The sequence below is a fragment of the Streptomyces xanthophaeus genome (assembly GCF_000725805.1).
Taxonomy (GTDB): domain Bacteria; phylum Actinomycetota; class Actinomycetes; order Streptomycetales; family Streptomycetaceae; genus Streptomyces; species Streptomyces xanthophaeus.
Genome location: NZ_JOFT01000017.1, coordinates 81951 through 97886 on the forward strand (window position 1 = coordinate 81951; position 15936 = coordinate 97886).

The window sequence follows — 15936 nt, forward strand, 5'->3', positions numbered from 1 at the left end:
GGGTGGGCCCGTACGGGGACACGAGAGGAGAGTGGGCCGTGGAGTTCGAACCGGTCGGCACGGTGGTGGGTGGCCGCACGGAGGCCGTGGACGACGACTGGGGGCGGGAGACGGCCGTGATCCGCCTGGACGGCGGCCGGTTCGGCCCCGAGGCGCTCTTCGGTCTGGCCGACTTCTCGCACGTCGAGGTGGTGTACCACTTCGACCGGGTACCGGTGGAGAAGATCGAGACGGGCGCCCGGCACCCCCGGGGCAATCCGGACTGGCCCCTGGTCGGCATCTTCGCCCAGCGGGGCAAGAACCGCCCGAACCGGATGGGCGTCTCGCGGTGCCGGGTGGTGCGGGTGGAAGGTCTCGACGTCCATGTGGAGGGCCTGGACGCGGTGGACGGCACCCCCGTGCTCGATCTCAAGCCCTACATGGCCGAGTTCGGTCCGCGCGGAGAACTGCGGCAGCCCGCGTGGGCGACGGCCCTGATGCGGGACTACTACGCCCCGAACGGCGCGGACCGCGGCTGAAAATCGCTCTAGATCCACCTGGCTCAGAATGATCGAATCAGCGCCATAACGCGACACAACGGACGCACGCATGTCGTGATTCCGTTTCGAGCAGGAGGCCACACCATGAATTCGACGTCCTACCTGGACCTGCACCGGCAGTTATCCGAGGAGATCGAGACGGAGGTGGCAGCCGCCCTCGCGGGGATGGACGCGTCCTCCCGGGCGACCGGGAACGCGGTCGCCGCACTCCTGCGGCACCGGCAGCTGCGACATCCCCTGTCGGTGCTCCCGCTGCTCGTGCACGCGGTGGAGACCGGCAACCCAAGACCGGCCCTGCCGCTGTCCGCCGTTCACCTGCTGTGGTGGACCTCTGCTTGCTACCTGGACGACCTCGCCGACGGTCACGGCGTGGACCTGTCCTGCGCGCTCAGCGGCAACGAGGCCTTGCTCGCGTCCGTGGTGGCCGGCAACATCCTGCCGCTCCAGATCATCCAGTCGGAGCGGATCCCCGAGGCCGTACGCGGCGCCCTGACGGCCGAGTTCGCGAACTGCGGGGTCATGGCCGCCGACGGCCAGATCGCCGACATGCGCGGGGCCGTCGTGAGGGCCACGAGGGAATCGGTGGTCGCAACCTACCGCGGCAAGTCCGGAGCGCCCTTCGGCATGATCACCGCCATGGCCGCGATACTCTCCGGCGCGACGGGCGAGAGGATCGCGCTGTGGCGCGAATTCGGCTACGTCTTCGGCATCCTGTGGCAGTTGTTCAACGACCAGGAGGACATCCTCTCCGGCCGGAACGAGGACCTGCTGAACGGGACCGTCACCTATCTCCTGGCCTGCGCGGCCGAGGACGCCCCGCCGGTGTCCCGGGCCCACATCCTGGGCTTGTGCGCCGCCGCGGGAGGTTCCCGTCCGGCGAGGTCCGCACTGGCCGAGATCCTGCGGGGCCCGGCCCTGCTCCGCCGCTACGCCGAGGACCTCGACGCCTTCCGCGACGAAGCGCACCGCCTGCTGCGCCAGCTGGGCGGCGACGAGGGCTACCTGCCGGTGCTGCGGCGCCTGGTGGACCACTCGGCCCAGATGCTCCTGGAAGCCGACCGGGTCCCCGCCGGCGCTGCCCCGGGCGGATTCTGACCCGCCGGACCGCGACCCCGGCCCTGGCCTCAGCCCCGACCCCGTGAGGCCGGGGCCCGTGAGGCCGAGGCCGGGCGGGGCCAGGGCCGGGCGTCAGACCCGTTCGAGCGGGACGTGCGGGGTGGGAGGCAGCGTCACCGTGATCGGGTCGCCGGGGCGGATGGTGCCGCCCTCCCGGACCACGCCCATGATGCCTGCCTTGCGGATCAGTTCCCCGGCCTCGTCCCGGCTCACGACCTGCTTGAGCAGCCCGTGCTGGAAGGCGTCGATCTGAAGGCACGGATTGCGCAGGCCGGTCACCTCCACCAGCGCCTCCTCGCCGAACCGCAGCAGGGTGCCGGTGGGCAGGCCGAGCAGGTCTATGCCCTCGGTGGTCACGTTCTCCCCGAGCTGACCGGGCTCCACGCTGAAGCCCGCGTCCGCCACCTCTTCGAACAGCTCCCGGTGGATCAGGTGCACCTGGCGCAGGTTCGGCTGCGTCGGGTCCTGCGCCACGCGGGAGCGGTGCTTGACGGTCACTCCGGCGTGCACGTCCCCCTCCACGCCCAGCCCCGCGAGCAGCGTGATGCTCTCGCGCGTGGGCTTGGTGAACGAATACACGCCGTTGCTGCTGACCGCAGCGACCTGTGCCGCCTGCGCCGTGCTCATGAATGCCCCCCTCGCCGCCGTCAGCGGCCGATCTGTTTCCTGTTCCTGGATACGCCCCGCAGCCGACGGCGCTGGGAGGAGTCCAGCAGCAAGTAAGCAGCTGCCGGTACACCGATCAGGACCAACAGCCCCGCCCAGAACCCGACCGTCCAGAACAAGACGACAGCTGCCACGACACCGGCAACCGCGATCTTTCCGCTGGTGGACATCTGCGGACACCTCCTCCTGATCGTCGACCACTACCCTCTCAACGTGCCGCCGCATCCGCACGTTCCCGGACGGACCGTCCGGGTGGGGTACCCTCGGCCACCCCGTACCGAGTAGTCAAGTTTGAGGAATGCGTGCTGACCGAAATCGCCGGCCTCGTCCGCTGCTCCACCGTCTTCCTGCCCGCCGACCCGGCCCGCCGCGGCCGGATCGCCTTCTGGCAACCGGCGGACGCGGCCGCCCCGCAGGAGCAGGTGGCGCGGGCCACGGCCGGGGCCTTCGAGGACCTCACCGTCATCACCCCTGACCTGCGCCGGACCACCGTGACCGCGCTCGTGCTCCCCGTGGACGAGGCGCTGCCGCTCCTCACCCGCGCCCGGGCCGCGGCGGCGGCCGCCGCTGGTGCCGCTGCTGCCTCGACTGCCTCTTCTGCCTCTGCTGCCGTCACCGAGGGGCAACCGGAGGAGGACCCCGCCGGCCCGGCCGCAGCGGATCGCTCCACCGTCTTCTGGGGCGCCGCCGCGCTGCTGGCCCTGCGCTTCGCGGCCCGCGGCCTGCTCCTGCCCGGGCTGAGCCCGACGGGCCACGACGCCTGGCGGCTCGGCCCGCTGGACGCCTCCGACCTGACCGAGGTACGCGAACTGGCGGCCGCCATGCCGCCCGCCGCCCACTGCGTGCCCCTCGGCCCGGAAGCCGCGCCCCGGCTGCCGGCCCCCGAGCCGCTGCTGCGCGCCTTCCTCGACGCGGTCGCCGACACCCTGCCCCGCTCCCCCGCCGCCCCGGCCGCCGCGGGCGCACCCGCGTACGCCGCCCGCCCTCCCCGGCTCCACCCGGAACTGCGCGACTGGGCCGCGGAGGTGGCCGCCGGGCACGACGCGGGCGTCCGGATCTCCCTGCGGATCGAGCTGGACGGGCCCCCGGGAGCGGACCCCGCCTTCCGGGCCGTCCTCCAGCTGCACAGCCCTGCCGACGCGGGCCGGGTCGCCGACGCCGTGGACGTCTGGGCCGGTTCCGGGGCAGCGGCCGACGCCTTCGGGCCGCGCGCCCGGATGGACGCCCTGCGGGCCCTGCGGCGCGCCGCCCGGCTCTGGCCGCCGCTCGCCCCGCTGCTCGGCGCGGCGGTCCCCGACTCCGTCGAACTCGCCGACGAAGAGGTCACCGCGCTGCTCGGCGAGGCCGCCGCGACCCTGGCCGCCGACGGGGTACAGGTCCACTGGCCGCGCGAGTTCGCCCGTACCCTCGTCCCCCGCGCCGTCGTCCGTACGACCGCCTCCGCCGCCGCCTCCTCCGCTACGTCCTCCGCCGCCGCCTCCTCCGCCGCCGCCTCCTCCGCCGGCCTCCCCTCCGGCCTGCTCTCGCCCGGGGCCCTGCTCTCCTTCGGCTGGCGCCACGCCCTCGGCGACCAGGACGACCTCACCCGCGCCGAGCTGGACCGGCTCGCCGAGGCGAGCCGCCCGCTGGTGCGGCTGCGCGACCGATGGGTCCTGATCGACCCGGCCGAGGTCCGCCGGGCCCGCGCCCGCCAGGCCCGCGAGGTCCCGGCCGTGGACGCGCTGGCCGCCGTACTCACCGGGTCCGCGGAGATCGACGGCAAGCGGATCGAGGTGGAGGCCACCGGTCCGATGGAGCGGCTGCGGGCCCTGCTCACCGCCGGCCCGGAGCAGGACGACGGCCGGGGCGCACCGCCCGCCCCGCCCGCCCTCCGGGCCGACCTGCGCGCGTACCAGCTGCGCGGCATGCGCTGGCTGGCCCGGATGACCTCGCTCGGCCTCGGCGCCTGCCTCGCCGACGACATGGGCCTCGGCAAGACCGTCACCCTCATCGCGCTGCACCTCCACCGCGCCCAGGACCCCGCCACCGCCGGACCCACCCTGGTGGTGTGCCCGGCCTCGCTGCTCGGCAACTGGCAGCAGGAGATCGAGAAGTTCGCGCCCGGCACGCCCGTGCGCCGGTTCCACGGCGCCGGCCGCAGCCTCGCGGACCTGACCGACGGCTTCGTCCTCACCACCTACGGCACGATGCGCCTGGACGCGCCCGTACTCGCCGCCACCGGCTGGGGCATGGTCGTCGCCGACGAGGCCCAGCACGTCAAGAACCCGCACTCCTCCACCGCGAAGGCGCTGCGCACCATCCCATCCGCGGCGCGCGTGGCCCTGACCGGCACTCCCGTCGAGAACAACCTCTCCGAGCTCTGGGCCGTCCTCGACTGGACCACTCCCGGACTGCTCGGCCGTCTCGGCACCTTCCGCACCCGCTACGCCGAACCCGTCGAGAGCGGCCGCGACCCGCAGGCCGCCGCCCGGCTGGCGGCGCTGGTGCGGCCGTTCCTGCTCCGCCGCAAGAAGTCCGACCCGGGGATCGCGCCCGAGCTGCCGCCCAAGACCGAGACCGACCACACGGTGACGCTGAGCCGCGAACAGGCCGCCCTGTACGAGGCCGTGGTGCGCGAGACCCTCGCCGCGATCTCCGAAGCCGACGGGATGGAGCGGCGCGGCCTGGTGGTCAGACTGCTGACCTCCCTCAAGCAGGTCTGCAACCACCCCGCCCAGTTCCTGAAGGACCCCGCCGCCCGCGACACGGGCGCCGGGCCCCGCTCCGGCAAGCTGGAACTGCTGGACGAACTGCTGGACACGATCCTGGCCGAGGGCGGCTCCGTCCTCGTCTTCACCCAGTACGTGGCCATGGCCCGCATCCTGGAGAAGCACCTGGCGGCGCGCGGCATCCCGGCCCAGCTGCTGCACGGCGGTACCCCGGTCCCGCGGCGCGAGGAGCTCGTGGAGCGGTTCCAGTCGGGGCAGGTCCCCGTCTTCCTGCTCTCCTTGAAGGCCGCGGGCACGGGCCTGAACCTCACCCGGGCCGGACACGTCGTCCACTACGACCGCTGGTGGAACCCGGCCGTCGAGGAGCAGGCCACCGACCGGGCCTACCGGATCGGGCAGACCCAGCCCGTCCAGGTGCACCGGCTGATCGCCGAGGGCACGGTGGAGGACCGCATCGCCCGGCTGCTGGAGCGCAAGCGGGCGCTGGCCGACGCCGTCCTCGCGGGCGGCGAGGGCGCGTTGACCGAACTGACCGACGCCGAGCTGGCCGAGCTCGTGGCGCTGCGCCCGACCACGGGGAGCGAAGGATGAACGACCACGACCACCGGCAGGAGAAGACCTTCCCGGCGCTCCCGCCCGCCCCCGGACGCGGTTTCGCGACCACCTGGTGGGGCCTCGCCTGGCTGCGCGCGCTGGAGGACAGCGCTCTGGACGGGGAGCAGGTCAGGCAGGGCCGGCGGTACGCGCGCGCGGGCGCCGTGGGCGCGGTGTCGGTACGGCCCGGCGGGCTCACGGCGGTGGTGCGCGACCGGGACGGCACGGCGCACCGTACGGACGTGCTGGTGCAGGAGTTCACGCAGGCCCAGTGGGACCGGCTGCTGGGCCTGGCGGCCGCGGAGTCCGGGCACATCGCGGCGCTGCTGGAGCGGGAGGTTCCGCCGGAACTGGCCGAGGACGCGGCGGCGGCCGGGGTGGAACTGCTGCCCGGCATCGGCGACCTCGACCCGAGCTGCGACTGCGGCGAGTGGGACCACTGCCCGCACACCGCCGCGCTCTGCTACCAGGTGGCCCGGCTGCTGGACCAGGACGCCTTCGTGCTGCTGCTCCTGCGCGGGCGCGGCGAGCGGGAGCTGGTGGACGAGCTCGGGGAGCGGAGTACGGCGGAGGCGGCCGACGCCCAGGAGCCCGCGGCGGAGGGGATCGCCGCCGCCGAGGTCTACGCGGCCTGGGAGGGCGGGCCGGTGCCACGGCCGCCCTTGCCCGAGCCGCCCCCGCTGCCGGACGCGCCGGGGCAGGCGCCGATGCTGGACACCGAGGCGGAGCCCGAACTGGACGTGGATGCAGTGGAGTTCCTGGCGCAGGCGGCCGCGGCCGAGGCCTACCGGCTGCTGGCGCGGGCCCTGGCTCCGGGCCACGCCGACCGCCCCCTGCCGGCCCCGTACACGGTCGGCGAAGACGCCGTACGACTCACGGCCGAGGCCGATGACTTGCGGGTCCGGTCCCGCCTGGCCACGGCTTCCGGAAGGGACCGGGCCGCGATGCAACGGGCCGTACGGGCCTGGAGCTTCGGCGGGGCACCGGCCCTCGCCGCGCTGGAGGACGACTGGACGCCGGACCGGGCGACACTGGCCCGGGCCCGGGCGGCGCTGGCCGCGGCCTGGGCCGACGGCCAGGCACCGGAGCTGCGCCGGATCCGCGCCCGCTGGACCGAGACGGGCGGCGGCGGACGGCAGTTGCGGCTCGGCCGGGAGGGACGCTGGTGGCCGTACCGTGCCGAGGCGGACGGCTGGACCCCGGCGGGCCCGTCGGCCCCCGACCCGGCCTCGGCCCTGACGGCACCGGACCAGACGGACCAGACGGACCAGACGGACCAGACGGACGGGGCGGACGGGGCGGGCGGGGCGGGCGGGGCAGTCCGGGCAGTCCGCCAGGCGGCCCCGTAGCCCTCCGGCGGCCCCGCGCGGGGCGGCGCACGTACCGGCCACGGCGCTGGCCGACGTACGGCTTGCCGGGGCCCGGGGCCGGGACGACGATGGGGGGCGCTACGGGTACCGCGCACCACGGGAGGCCGGCATGGACGATCCTGCGGTGGCGCTGCCGGGCGGTGCGGATCCGGCCGTGCGCACGCGCGAACTGCAGCGCGCCCACGCCGCGTTCACCCGGGACGGGCGGGTCGAGACTCCCGTCCGGGCGGTCATCGCGAGGTCCTGGCGGCGGTGCGCCCGGGCCCGGGTCAGTCCGGAGTGCACCCCTCGGGTGGAGTTGACGGAGGCGGAGCTGCAGGCCTATCGCGAGGAACATCCGCTGGCGCGGGTGATGCCGCTGTTCCGGGACCTCGTCGGGGCGTTCGCGGCCCACGGGGCGCACCTGCTGGCGGTGTGCGACGCACGGGGCAGCCTGCTCTGGGTGGAGGGCGAACCGGGCACGCTGCGGCGGGCGGAACGGCTCGGCTTCGTCCCGGGGGCGCACTGGGCGGAGACGGCGATGGGCACCAACGCACCCGGCACGGCGGTCGCGGTCGGTGCACCCCGTGCAGGTCTTCGGGGCCGAGCACTTCAGCCGCCGGGTGCACCCCTGGACCTGTGCGGCGGCGCCGGTGCGCGACCCCCGGACGGGGCGGCTGCTGGGCGCGGTGGACATCACCGGCGGCGACGGCCTCGCCCACCCGCACTCCCTGGCCCTCGTCCAGGCGGTGGCCCGGGCGGCGGAGGCGCAGCTGACCCTGCTGGGCCCGCCACGGGAAACGGCACCGGCAGCCCCGCGGGACACGCTGGCCGCGCTCGGCCAGGACGAGGCGTTACTGGTCAGCGGCGGGGTGGCGACCCGGCTGGGCCGACGCCACAGCGAGATCATGGCGCTCCTCGCGCACCATCCGCAGGGCCTGTCGGGCGAGGAGCTCGCGATCGACCTGTACGAGGACGAGTCGGTGTCACCGGTCACCTTGCGCGCCGAAGTCTCCCGGCTGCGGGGGCTGCTGGGCCCCCGGGCCCCGCTCTCACGCCCGTACCGTACGGCCGGTCCGCTGGAGGCGGACTTCACCCTCCTGACCCGGCACCTGGCCTCGGGAGCCGTGTCCGCCGCCCTCGGCCGCTATCCCGGTCCGCTGCTGCCCGCTTCCACCGCGCCGGGCATCGTCCGGCTGCGCCGCCGCATCGAGGACCAGGCACGGGCCGCCGTGATCGCCCGGGCGGACACCGGGCTGCTGACCGACTGGGTGTGCAGTCCGTGGGGCGCGGACGATCCGGAGGCCTGGCGCGCCCTCGCGGCGGCGCTGCCGCCCGGGGCCCGCTCCGCCGCGCTGGCCCGCGTAGCCGCACTGGACCGCGAACTGGGCGCGTCCCACCGGGATCGGGCGGATCCGGCGGAGCCGCCGGGCGGCCCGCGGCGCGCAACGTATCCGCAACCTGCCCGCGCCTAGCCTCCTGCGCAGCGCCGTCCGGCAGTGGCCGGCGCCCGGCAAGGGGAGGACACCATGGCCCGTTACGCTGCGCCCGGTACCGAGGGGGCGCTCATGTCGTACGCGTCCCGCTACGACCACTTCATCGGCGGCGAGTACGTCGAGCCCGCCCGCGGCCAGTACTTCGCCAACCCCTCCCCCGTCACCGGCGAGACCTTCACCGAGGTCGCCCGCGGCAGCGCCGAGGACGTGGAACGGGCCCTGGACGCGGCCCACGCCGCCGCCCCCGCCTGGGGGCGGACCTCCGTGGCCGAGCGGTCGGGCATCCTGCTGCGCATCGCGGACCGGATGGAGCAGCACCTGGAGGCCCTCGCGGTCGCGGAGACCTGGGAGAACGGCAAGCCGGTACGGGAGACCCTGGCGGCCGACCTGCCGCTCGCCGTCGACCAGTTCCGCTACTTCGCGGGCGCGCTGCGCGCCCAGGAGGGGGCGCTCAGCCAGATCGACGACGACACCGTCGCCTACCACTTCCACGAACCGCTGGGCGTGGTCGGCCAGATCATCCCGTGGAACTTCCCGATCCTGATGGCGGTGTGGAAGCTGGCACCCGCGCTGGCGGCGGGGAACACCGTCGTCCTGAAGCCGGCCGAGCAGACCCCGGCCTCGGTGCACTACTGGCTGAGCCTGGTCGCGGACCTGCTGCCGCCGGGCGTCGTGAACATCGTCAACGGCTACGGCGAGGAGGCCGGCAAACCGCTGGCCTCCAGCCCGCGCGTGGCGAAGATCGCCTTCACCGGCGAGACCGCCACGGGCCGGCTGATCATGCAGTACGCGGCCGAGCACCTGAAGCCGGTCACCCTGGAACTCGGCGGCAAGAGCCCGAACCTGTTCTTCGACGACATCTGGACCGCCGACGACGACCTGCGCGACAAGGCCCTGGAGGGCTTCACCATGTTCGCCCTCAACCAGGGCGAGGTGTGCACGAGCCCCTCGCGGGCGCTGATCGAACGGGGCCGCTACGGGGACTTCCTGGACGCAGCGGTGGCGCGCACGGAACTGATCGTGCCGGGGCACCCGCTGGACACGGACACGATGATCGGCGCGCAGGCCTCCGAGGAGCAGCTGCGGAAGGTCCTCTCGTACGTGGAGATCGGCCAGCAGGAGGGCGCGAAGGTGCTCACCGGCGGTCGGCGCCAGGAGCTGGGAGGCGAGCTGGCGGGCGGCTTCTACGTCCAGCCGACCGTCTTCGAGGGCGACAACCGCATGCGGATCTTCCAGGAGGAGATCTTCGGGCCGGTCGTCTCCGTGACCTCCTTCGAGGACTTCGACGACGCGGTGCGCATAGCGAACGACACGGCGTACGGCCTGGGCGCGGGCGTCTGGACCCGCGACATCAACACCGCGTACCGCGCGGGCCGCGCGATCCAGGCGGGCCGCGTCTGGACGAACTGCTACCACGCCTACCCGGCACACGCCGCCTTCGGGGGCTACAAGCAGTCGGGCATCGGCCGCGAGACCCACAAGATGATGCTGGAGCACTACCAGGAGACGAAGAACCTCCTCGTCTCGTACTCACCGAAGAAGCTCGGCTTCTTCTAGCGGCACGAGGACCCGCTTCTGACCAGCGCTTCCGGACCGGTCACGGTCGAGCACGACCGCCCAGTCCTCGATGGCCGCCTCGGCGGCTACCGTGCAGGCCCTCCGTGCCGACCCCTGAGACCAGAGCGCGCACGGGCTCATTGGCTGGTGCGGATCTCGTCGATGCGGCGCGCCAGGGCCTCCGTCTCCGCGATCAGCCGTGCATGCGCCTTCTTCTGCTCCTCATCGCCCTGGGCCTTGAACGCCACGCTGAAGTGGGGTTGCAGCTGGGTCCACCAGCCGTAGTCCAGCATCGCCCACGCCTGTGGGCAGAGGGGGGCGCGGGTCTTGGGGAGCCAGCCGCTGTCGACCAGGGACTTCTGGTATTTCTTCGGGTCGCTTCCCTCCAGGTAGCAAAGGAAGTTGAAGGCCCGTTGCCGGGTGACGGGATGGTCGCTCGCCAGGCTTTCCAGGGTCGGCTGGCCTTCCTTGCGGGCGAGCTCTTCGAAGAGGACCGCGGCGGCCAGCGACGGGCCCGGCCCGACCTCGTTGACGGTGTAGAAGGATGCGAAGCCGTCAGCCGCGTCCTCTTCGAGGCCGAGGTTGGCCAGGAGGAGCTGGCGTTGCAGGGCGTGGCCCATCTCGTGGCCGAAGACGAACTCGGTCGCCAGCACGGTCAGATCGTCGGTGTTGTACTCGGACGCGGGGAACGCGGCGGGCCGTTCGACGGTCTTCACGACGTCGGCGAGGGCCTTCTCGATGGCCGTCAGGAACGACGGCGGGATGAAGATCGTCCTGCCGTCGGGCTGGGTGACGGCGTCGGTGACGCCGGGCGGCACTTCGGCGGTGACCTTCACGACCATGTCGTGCGGGAGGGTCAGAGCTCTGTTCACCCATGCGGCGGACCGCTCCAGCACGCGGGACTTCCGGATCAGCGCCACGGCCTGCCGGTCCTCCGCTTTGACCGTTCGGGCCTCGTAGACGACGGTGACCCTGCCGGAGCGCGCCGCCTGGGGGCGAGGCCCCGCTCCGGGCGGCTGCCCGGCGTCGCGGGCCTCGCCGCCGCACCCGGTCACGACGACCCCGGCGAGGGCCAGCACGCCGGACAGGACGATGCGCGCCCGCTTCGGGCGACCGGCGGTGTTCGGCATCATTGGTCGGCTCCCATCGCGTGCCCCCGCAGTGATCCTCCGGCCGTCCGGCGGCGGGCGCCCGTCGAGCCGCCCGTACGGGGGACCGTCCGCCTCGGTGTCGACGAAGACGACGATCCGAACATGCAGGCCAGCCGCCCGGACAGCGTCCACCCCGTCGGGGGTGCCCGCCCCCTGAGCGGACCTGCTCCAAGCCGGCGAGCGCACGGAACCTCGGCACCCGCCTGTACACCTTCATACCCACCAGGGAGGGGGCCCGGGCGGCGGTCCGGCGGCCATCGACCCGCGTGAAGATCACCCGTCGGGCCGAGGCGCGGAGGACCGCGCGGAGGACTGGCGCGGACGACCGGGTTTCCCGCTCGGGTGTACGGAAGCCAGTACGCCCGCCCCTTCTGCCGTATCCACGACATACGTGGCGTACACGCCGTTCGATGCACTCTCCGGGTCCCGCGCGCCGAAGTGCGCCGCACGCGCCTGCCCGGGGTCGCGCGCGGCCGCGAGGGGTCACCCGGTCAGCAGACCGCTCCTGCGGAGCTGCTGTCGTGTGGCGTCGGCCGATTCGAAGGGAATGCCGAGACCTCCGAGCCCTGCCAGCGCGTCCGTGTTCGCCCGCGTGTCGTCGATCAGGACCAGATCCCGCGGCTCGACGCCGGTCTTCTCGCACAGCAGGTGAAAGAACCGCTCGGACGGCTTGCGCACTCCGAACCGGTAGGAGGCGTAGATGTCGAGCCCCGTACCGTCGAGCACGTCCCGTGCGATCTCCTCGATCCACGACGGGTAGTTGGACGCGATCACGGTCCGATGCACCGCTGCGCACTCCGACACGAGCTCGCGCATGCCCTCCAGCCACGCGTAGCCGCTCCTCCTCGCGCGGTGGAAGACCGACGTGTCGAACGACAGCCCGGCGTCCCGCAGGGCGGCCCAGTAGGCCTCCTCCTCCATCTCACCGCGTTCCAGACGGTGATAGAGGCCCTCGGGGCGACGCTGCTCGAATTCCTCGTAGGTGATGCCGAATGCCTGTTCGTGCGCCGATCGATAGGGGTCCGATATCAAGGTGTCCATCAGATCGAAGGCGATGATCATGAGGTCTTCTTCCCTCCGGCGATCGCGAGAAGTGCTGCCACGTATGCCTTCAGGACCCGGGGCTCACGCTCGTGGACGATGTGGACGGGGCATCCCGAACCCATCGGGGTACCGACGGTCACGACTGCGGCATGGCGCCGCATCACGTAGCGCTCGGACGCCGCGGCATGGAAGGCCGACGGATCCTCAAGGGCCAGCTCGGCCCAGTCGTGCTGACCCTTACCCAGTGCCGTACGGGACGTCTCCAGCAGATCGGACCCGCACAGGCCGGGCCGCAGGGCGTCCACCATGATGCCGTCCACCGTGGTGGTGAGGTCCACGCAGACCGGCCCGTCGCGGAACCGCTGCTCCTCGACCGCGCCGAGTGCGGTCTCGGCGGCCCAGTCCTGCTCCGTCCCCCGACGTGGCAGCAGGAGCGCCAGGGCGAACGTGCAGGGCTGCTGCTGACCGGGAGGGACGCTCACTCTCCAGATCGCACAGATCCGGCGGGAGTTCCCCAGGGCGACCGCATTGATGTGGAGCCCCGTAGTCATGGATGTCATGCATTCGTTCCCGCGGTTGTTTGTGAGCGCCGGGGTCCGGCCTCCGGGACCGGACCCCGCCGGGCAGAGGTGCTCAGTGACTCAGCACGTAGCCGTCGCCGGGGCGATGGCTACGGGAGCGCCGTAGATCAGCCACCGCGAAGGTGCGCAAGAGCCAGCGGTCGCACCCGTCGTAGCGCGGCCGGAAGGCAGTCCTCCCGTGCGTGGTCACGCGGTTGTCCACGATCGCGAGATCCCCCGGGGTCAGCCGGACCGTGTGCGCGGTGGCGGTGATGGCCGCTTCCAGCTCGACGAGCGCCTGGCGCGCCTCGGGCGTCAAGGCCGTGGTGGCGGAGAAGTCCACCCGCAGGCCGGGGTCCCCCGGGGCGCCGTGGAGCACCGGGCGTGGCGGCGTGGCCCCGCCGGCCGTCCCGAAGGAGGGCGGCGGCTGCGTGCTGAACTCCGGGCGGGAAAGCACTTCCTTCGTCTTCTCCGACAGGGTCGGCAGCGCCTGGCGTATCGATCCGGTGCGCAGCCCCGCCGCGCCGTCGTGGTCCGCGCGCAGGCACAGCAGCATCACGAAGTCCGGACGGTGTGCGTGGAAGGCGTTCTCGATGTGGAAGGAGAGCAGGGTGGACCCGGCGTTGCCCTCGAAGTCCTCCTTGCCCGGCACCGGCACGACGTCCTGCACCAGCGCGCCGGACTTCTCCGGCACGTACGCGACGGGGTCACCCAGGCCCCCGGCCGCCATCATCAGCAGGATGGCGGCCGGTACCGTCGCCTCCCGGCGGACGGAGCCGTCCACCGTCGGAGTGGGCGGAAGCAGGGCCTCGTCGACGGGGAGCCCCCGCACCAGCATCACCCCGCTGTCCCCCGAGTCCCTGCGGAAGGTGCGCACGGCCGCCCGGAGGCGGCCCGGCAGCTCCTCCCAGCTCCCGCGTGCCGCGGCGGCCGTCTCCGGGTCGTCCAACTGGCCTTGCTCGGCGCGGCACATGCGCTCCGCGGCCCGCCGCACCTCCGCTGTCTCATCGGCGGACAGACCCAGCGTGAAGGGGGAACTCAACTGGAGGCTCGTGGAGTTCATCGGTTGTTCCCCGGTGTCTGCCAGTCCGTGGCCAGCTCGGCGGAGACCGGCGCCCGGGTGGGGTCGGCGTCCGGCGTCCAGGCGAGCACCCGGCTGTCCCAGGAGGCGGTGATCGCGTCGTCGCCGAGCCAGGACACCGCGCTCACCGCGCTGCCGTGCCCCTCCAGCACATGGCTGTGGAGCGGGGCGAGGCTGTCGGGGTCGAGGACCCACAGCCGGCCGGTGTAGTCGTACGAGCCCGTGACGAGCATGGGTTCACCGCCCGGGTGCCAGGCCGCGCATTTGGCCGACTCGTCGTGGCCGACCAGGACCTGGAGCAGCTCTCCGGTCTCCAGGTCGTAGATGCGGCTGGTGCGGTCGCGGGAGACGGTGGCAAGCAGCGCCCTGCCTGCCACGACGGTCACGGACCCGCCGTTGATCAGCTCGCCGTGACCGCCGAAGGAGCGGATCAGCGCACCCTCCGCGGTGATCAGATGGGCTTGGCGGTCGGTCGAGTAGGTGACCAGTCGGTCGGCGTCCACCCAGGACACGTCCTTGATGGACCCGTTGTGACCCTCGTAGTGGACCCCGGGGACCAGTTCGCTCCCCGTCCAGGTGTACAGGTCGAGCCCGCCCTCGTAGTCGGCGACCGCCAGTCGCTTTCCGTCCGGCGACCAGGCGGCCCGGTTCACCGGGTGCTCACGCTCGACGAAGGCGACATCGTGTCCCGTTACGGCATCGGCCACGCCCACCCGTCCGGAGAACGAGCCGTAGGCGACGAGTCCGGGCAACTCGGTGGAGACGGCGACCGTGTTGATCAGACTGCCGTTGCCCACCGGCACCTCGGTCGCGGTGGCGCCGCGGTGACTCCAGACGCGGACCGTGCCGTTGTCGCTGCCCGCCGCCAGCACCTCGCCGGCGGCGGCGACGTGGTTGACCCCGTGCGTGGACACCGGTGCCTGGAGCGTGATCTCCAGTACCTCGTCGGGCAGGGCGCCCGCCGGGATCTCGGGCACGTCGATCACCGCGGGCAGAGCCGAGAACGTACCCGCGATCACGGTGCTGCCGTCCGCGGACCAGTCCACCGAGCGGGGCCACAGGTGCGCGCCGTACCACCGCACCAGAGGGCGGCAGTCGGCGATGTCCCAGAGGGTGATCGTGCTGTCATAGGCGCCGATGACGATCCGGGAGCCGTCCTGGGACCAGGCGACCGACTTCACGGCAGCGGTGTACGGGCCGACCTTGGCGACCAGCTCACCGTCGGTGCGCACGATGTGCACGAAGCCGTCGTCACAGCTCGCGGCGAGCAGGGTTCCGTCGGGGGACCAGCGGCACATCTCGGCGTGACCGGCCTGGGGCAGGTCGCGCAGCAGCGCGCCGTTGGTGTCCCAGAGGCGGATGGTCGCATCCTCTCCGCAACTGGCCAGCACGCCCGTGGGGGCCGCGTCGACGGACATGCAGTGGTCGCTGTGGAAGATCACGCCCTCTTCGAGTACGCCGGTGCGGATGTCCCAGATCCGGCCCGTACCGTCCTGCGAGACCGTGACCAGACGGTTCTCGTCCAGCCACGCAAGTGCGTTGAGGTCATCGGGCTGCCGTGCGAGCAGCTGGATCTGGCGGCCGGTGGCCACATCCCAGATGCGGCAGGTCTTGTCGGCCGAACCGCTGGCGAGAAGCCGGCCCGAGGGCGAGAACCGCACCCCGTTGACCAGGCGCGAGTGACGGCCGATCCAGAGCGGAGCGCTACCGGAACGGTCCCACAGGGCCACGCGGCCGTCGTAGCCGGCGCTGGCGTAGTGGACGCCGTCCGGGCTGAACGCCACGGAGGTCTGGGGGGAGGCGTGAACAGCGGTGCCGTTGCTCGTGGGCTGCGGGTGGAATACGTCGACTGTCCGCATGATCTTCTCGAACTCCTGACAGAGCAGATGGAAGGAAAGGGAAGGAAAAGGGGAATGAGGGAGGGGAAGAGAGACGGCAGGCCCGGGGCGGGCCCGGGGCTAGGTCGTCTCTTTCGGATCTTGTCGGTCAGGTCCGCGTCGTCCGGTGCCGTGCCTCGGCGTGCTGCCGGGGCTGCCGTGTACTGGACGTACTCGGTTGCCCCGGCAGTGCGGCGA

The 15936-nt window shown here is 73.0% G+C and carries 12 protein-coding genes and 1 pseudogene; 6 read left to right on the top strand and 7 right to left on the bottom strand.

Annotated elements, in window-relative coordinates; translation table 11 throughout:
• Positions 1-38: 38 nt before the first annotated feature.
• Positions 39-518, top strand: a complete 480-nt coding sequence (locus IO30_RS0111050; protein WP_031141785.1) for an SAM-dependent methyltransferase — start codon at positions 39-41, stop codon at positions 516-518.
• Positions 519-623: 105 nt separating this feature from the next.
• Complete coding sequence (locus IO30_RS0111055) at positions 624-1634, top strand: polyprenyl synthetase family protein (protein ID WP_037893704.1); 1011 nt, start codon at positions 624-626, stop codon at positions 1632-1634.
• A 93-nt stretch (positions 1635-1727) separates the two neighbouring features.
• On the opposite strand, the gene IO30_RS0111060 is transcribed toward IO30_RS0111055, so the two are convergent.
• Both IO30_RS0111060 and IO30_RS0111065 read right to left on the bottom strand, forming a co-directional pair.
• Positions 1728-2282 carry an MOSC domain-containing protein gene (locus tag IO30_RS0111060; RefSeq protein ID WP_031141789.1) on the bottom strand — a complete coding sequence of 185 codons (555 nt, stop codon included), beginning with the start codon at positions 2280-2282 and terminating at the stop codon, positions 1728-1730.
• Between the two features lie 20 nt (positions 2283-2302).
• On the bottom strand, positions 2303-2491 hold the full coding sequence (locus IO30_RS0111065) for a hypothetical protein (protein ID WP_031141791.1): 189 nt from the start codon (positions 2489-2491) through the stop codon (positions 2303-2305).
• A gap of 132 nt (positions 2492-2623) precedes the next feature.
• Here IO30_RS0111065 and IO30_RS0111070 point away from each other — a divergent pair, with 132 nt between their 5' ends.
• From IO30_RS0111070 to exaC, 4 genes and pseudogenes are all read left to right on the top strand, one after another.
• Complete coding sequence (locus IO30_RS0111070; RefSeq protein WP_031141793.1) at positions 2624-5620, top strand: DEAD/DEAH box helicase; 2997 nt, start codon at positions 2624-2626, stop codon at positions 5618-5620.
• Entirely contained in the window at positions 5617-6972 is a 1356-nt protein-coding gene (locus IO30_RS0111075; protein WP_063768435.1) for an SWIM zinc finger family protein, read from the top strand. The genes IO30_RS0111070 and IO30_RS0111075 overlap by 4 nt, the downstream gene beginning before the upstream one ends.
• A 130-nt stretch (positions 6973-7102) precedes the next feature.
• Positions 7103-8447, top strand: a pseudogene (locus IO30_RS40340) (GAF domain-containing protein).
• Between the two features lie 54 nt (positions 8448-8501).
• Complete coding sequence (gene exaC / locus IO30_RS0111085; protein WP_031141798.1) at positions 8502-10025, top strand: acetaldehyde dehydrogenase ExaC; 1524 nt, start codon at positions 8502-8504, stop codon at positions 10023-10025.
• A 137-nt stretch (positions 10026-10162) separates the two neighbouring features.
• On the opposite strand, the gene IO30_RS0111090 is transcribed toward exaC, so the two are convergent.
• The 5 genes from IO30_RS0111090 to IO30_RS0111110 form a co-directional block, all read right to left on the bottom strand.
• Positions 10163-11158, bottom strand: coding sequence for a DUF4344 domain-containing metallopeptidase (locus tag IO30_RS0111090; RefSeq protein ID WP_234321843.1), 996 nt, complete (start codon positions 11156-11158; stop codon positions 10163-10165).
• Positions 11159-11659: 501 nt separating this feature from the next.
• Positions 11660-12238, bottom strand: coding sequence for an HAD-IA family hydrolase (locus tag IO30_RS0111095; protein ID WP_031141802.1), 579 nt, complete (start codon positions 12236-12238; stop codon positions 11660-11662).
• Complete coding sequence (locus IO30_RS0111100; protein ID WP_031141804.1) at positions 12235-12780, bottom strand: hypothetical protein; 546 nt, start codon at positions 12778-12780, stop codon at positions 12235-12237. The genes IO30_RS0111095 and IO30_RS0111100 overlap by 4 nt, the downstream gene beginning before the upstream one ends.
• A 73-nt stretch (positions 12781-12853) precedes the next feature.
• Complete coding sequence (locus tag IO30_RS0111105) at positions 12854-13843, bottom strand: clavaminate synthase family protein (RefSeq protein WP_031141806.1); 990 nt, start codon at positions 13841-13843, stop codon at positions 12854-12856.
• The gene (locus tag IO30_RS0111110) at positions 13840-15720 is read right to left on the bottom strand and encodes a WD40 repeat domain-containing protein (protein ID WP_031141807.1); all 1881 of its coding nucleotides are present in this window, start codon (positions 15718-15720) and stop codon (positions 13840-13842) included. Before IO30_RS0111110 ends, IO30_RS0111105 begins: the two co-directional genes overlap by 4 nt.
• Positions 15721-15936: the final 216 nt, after the last annotated feature.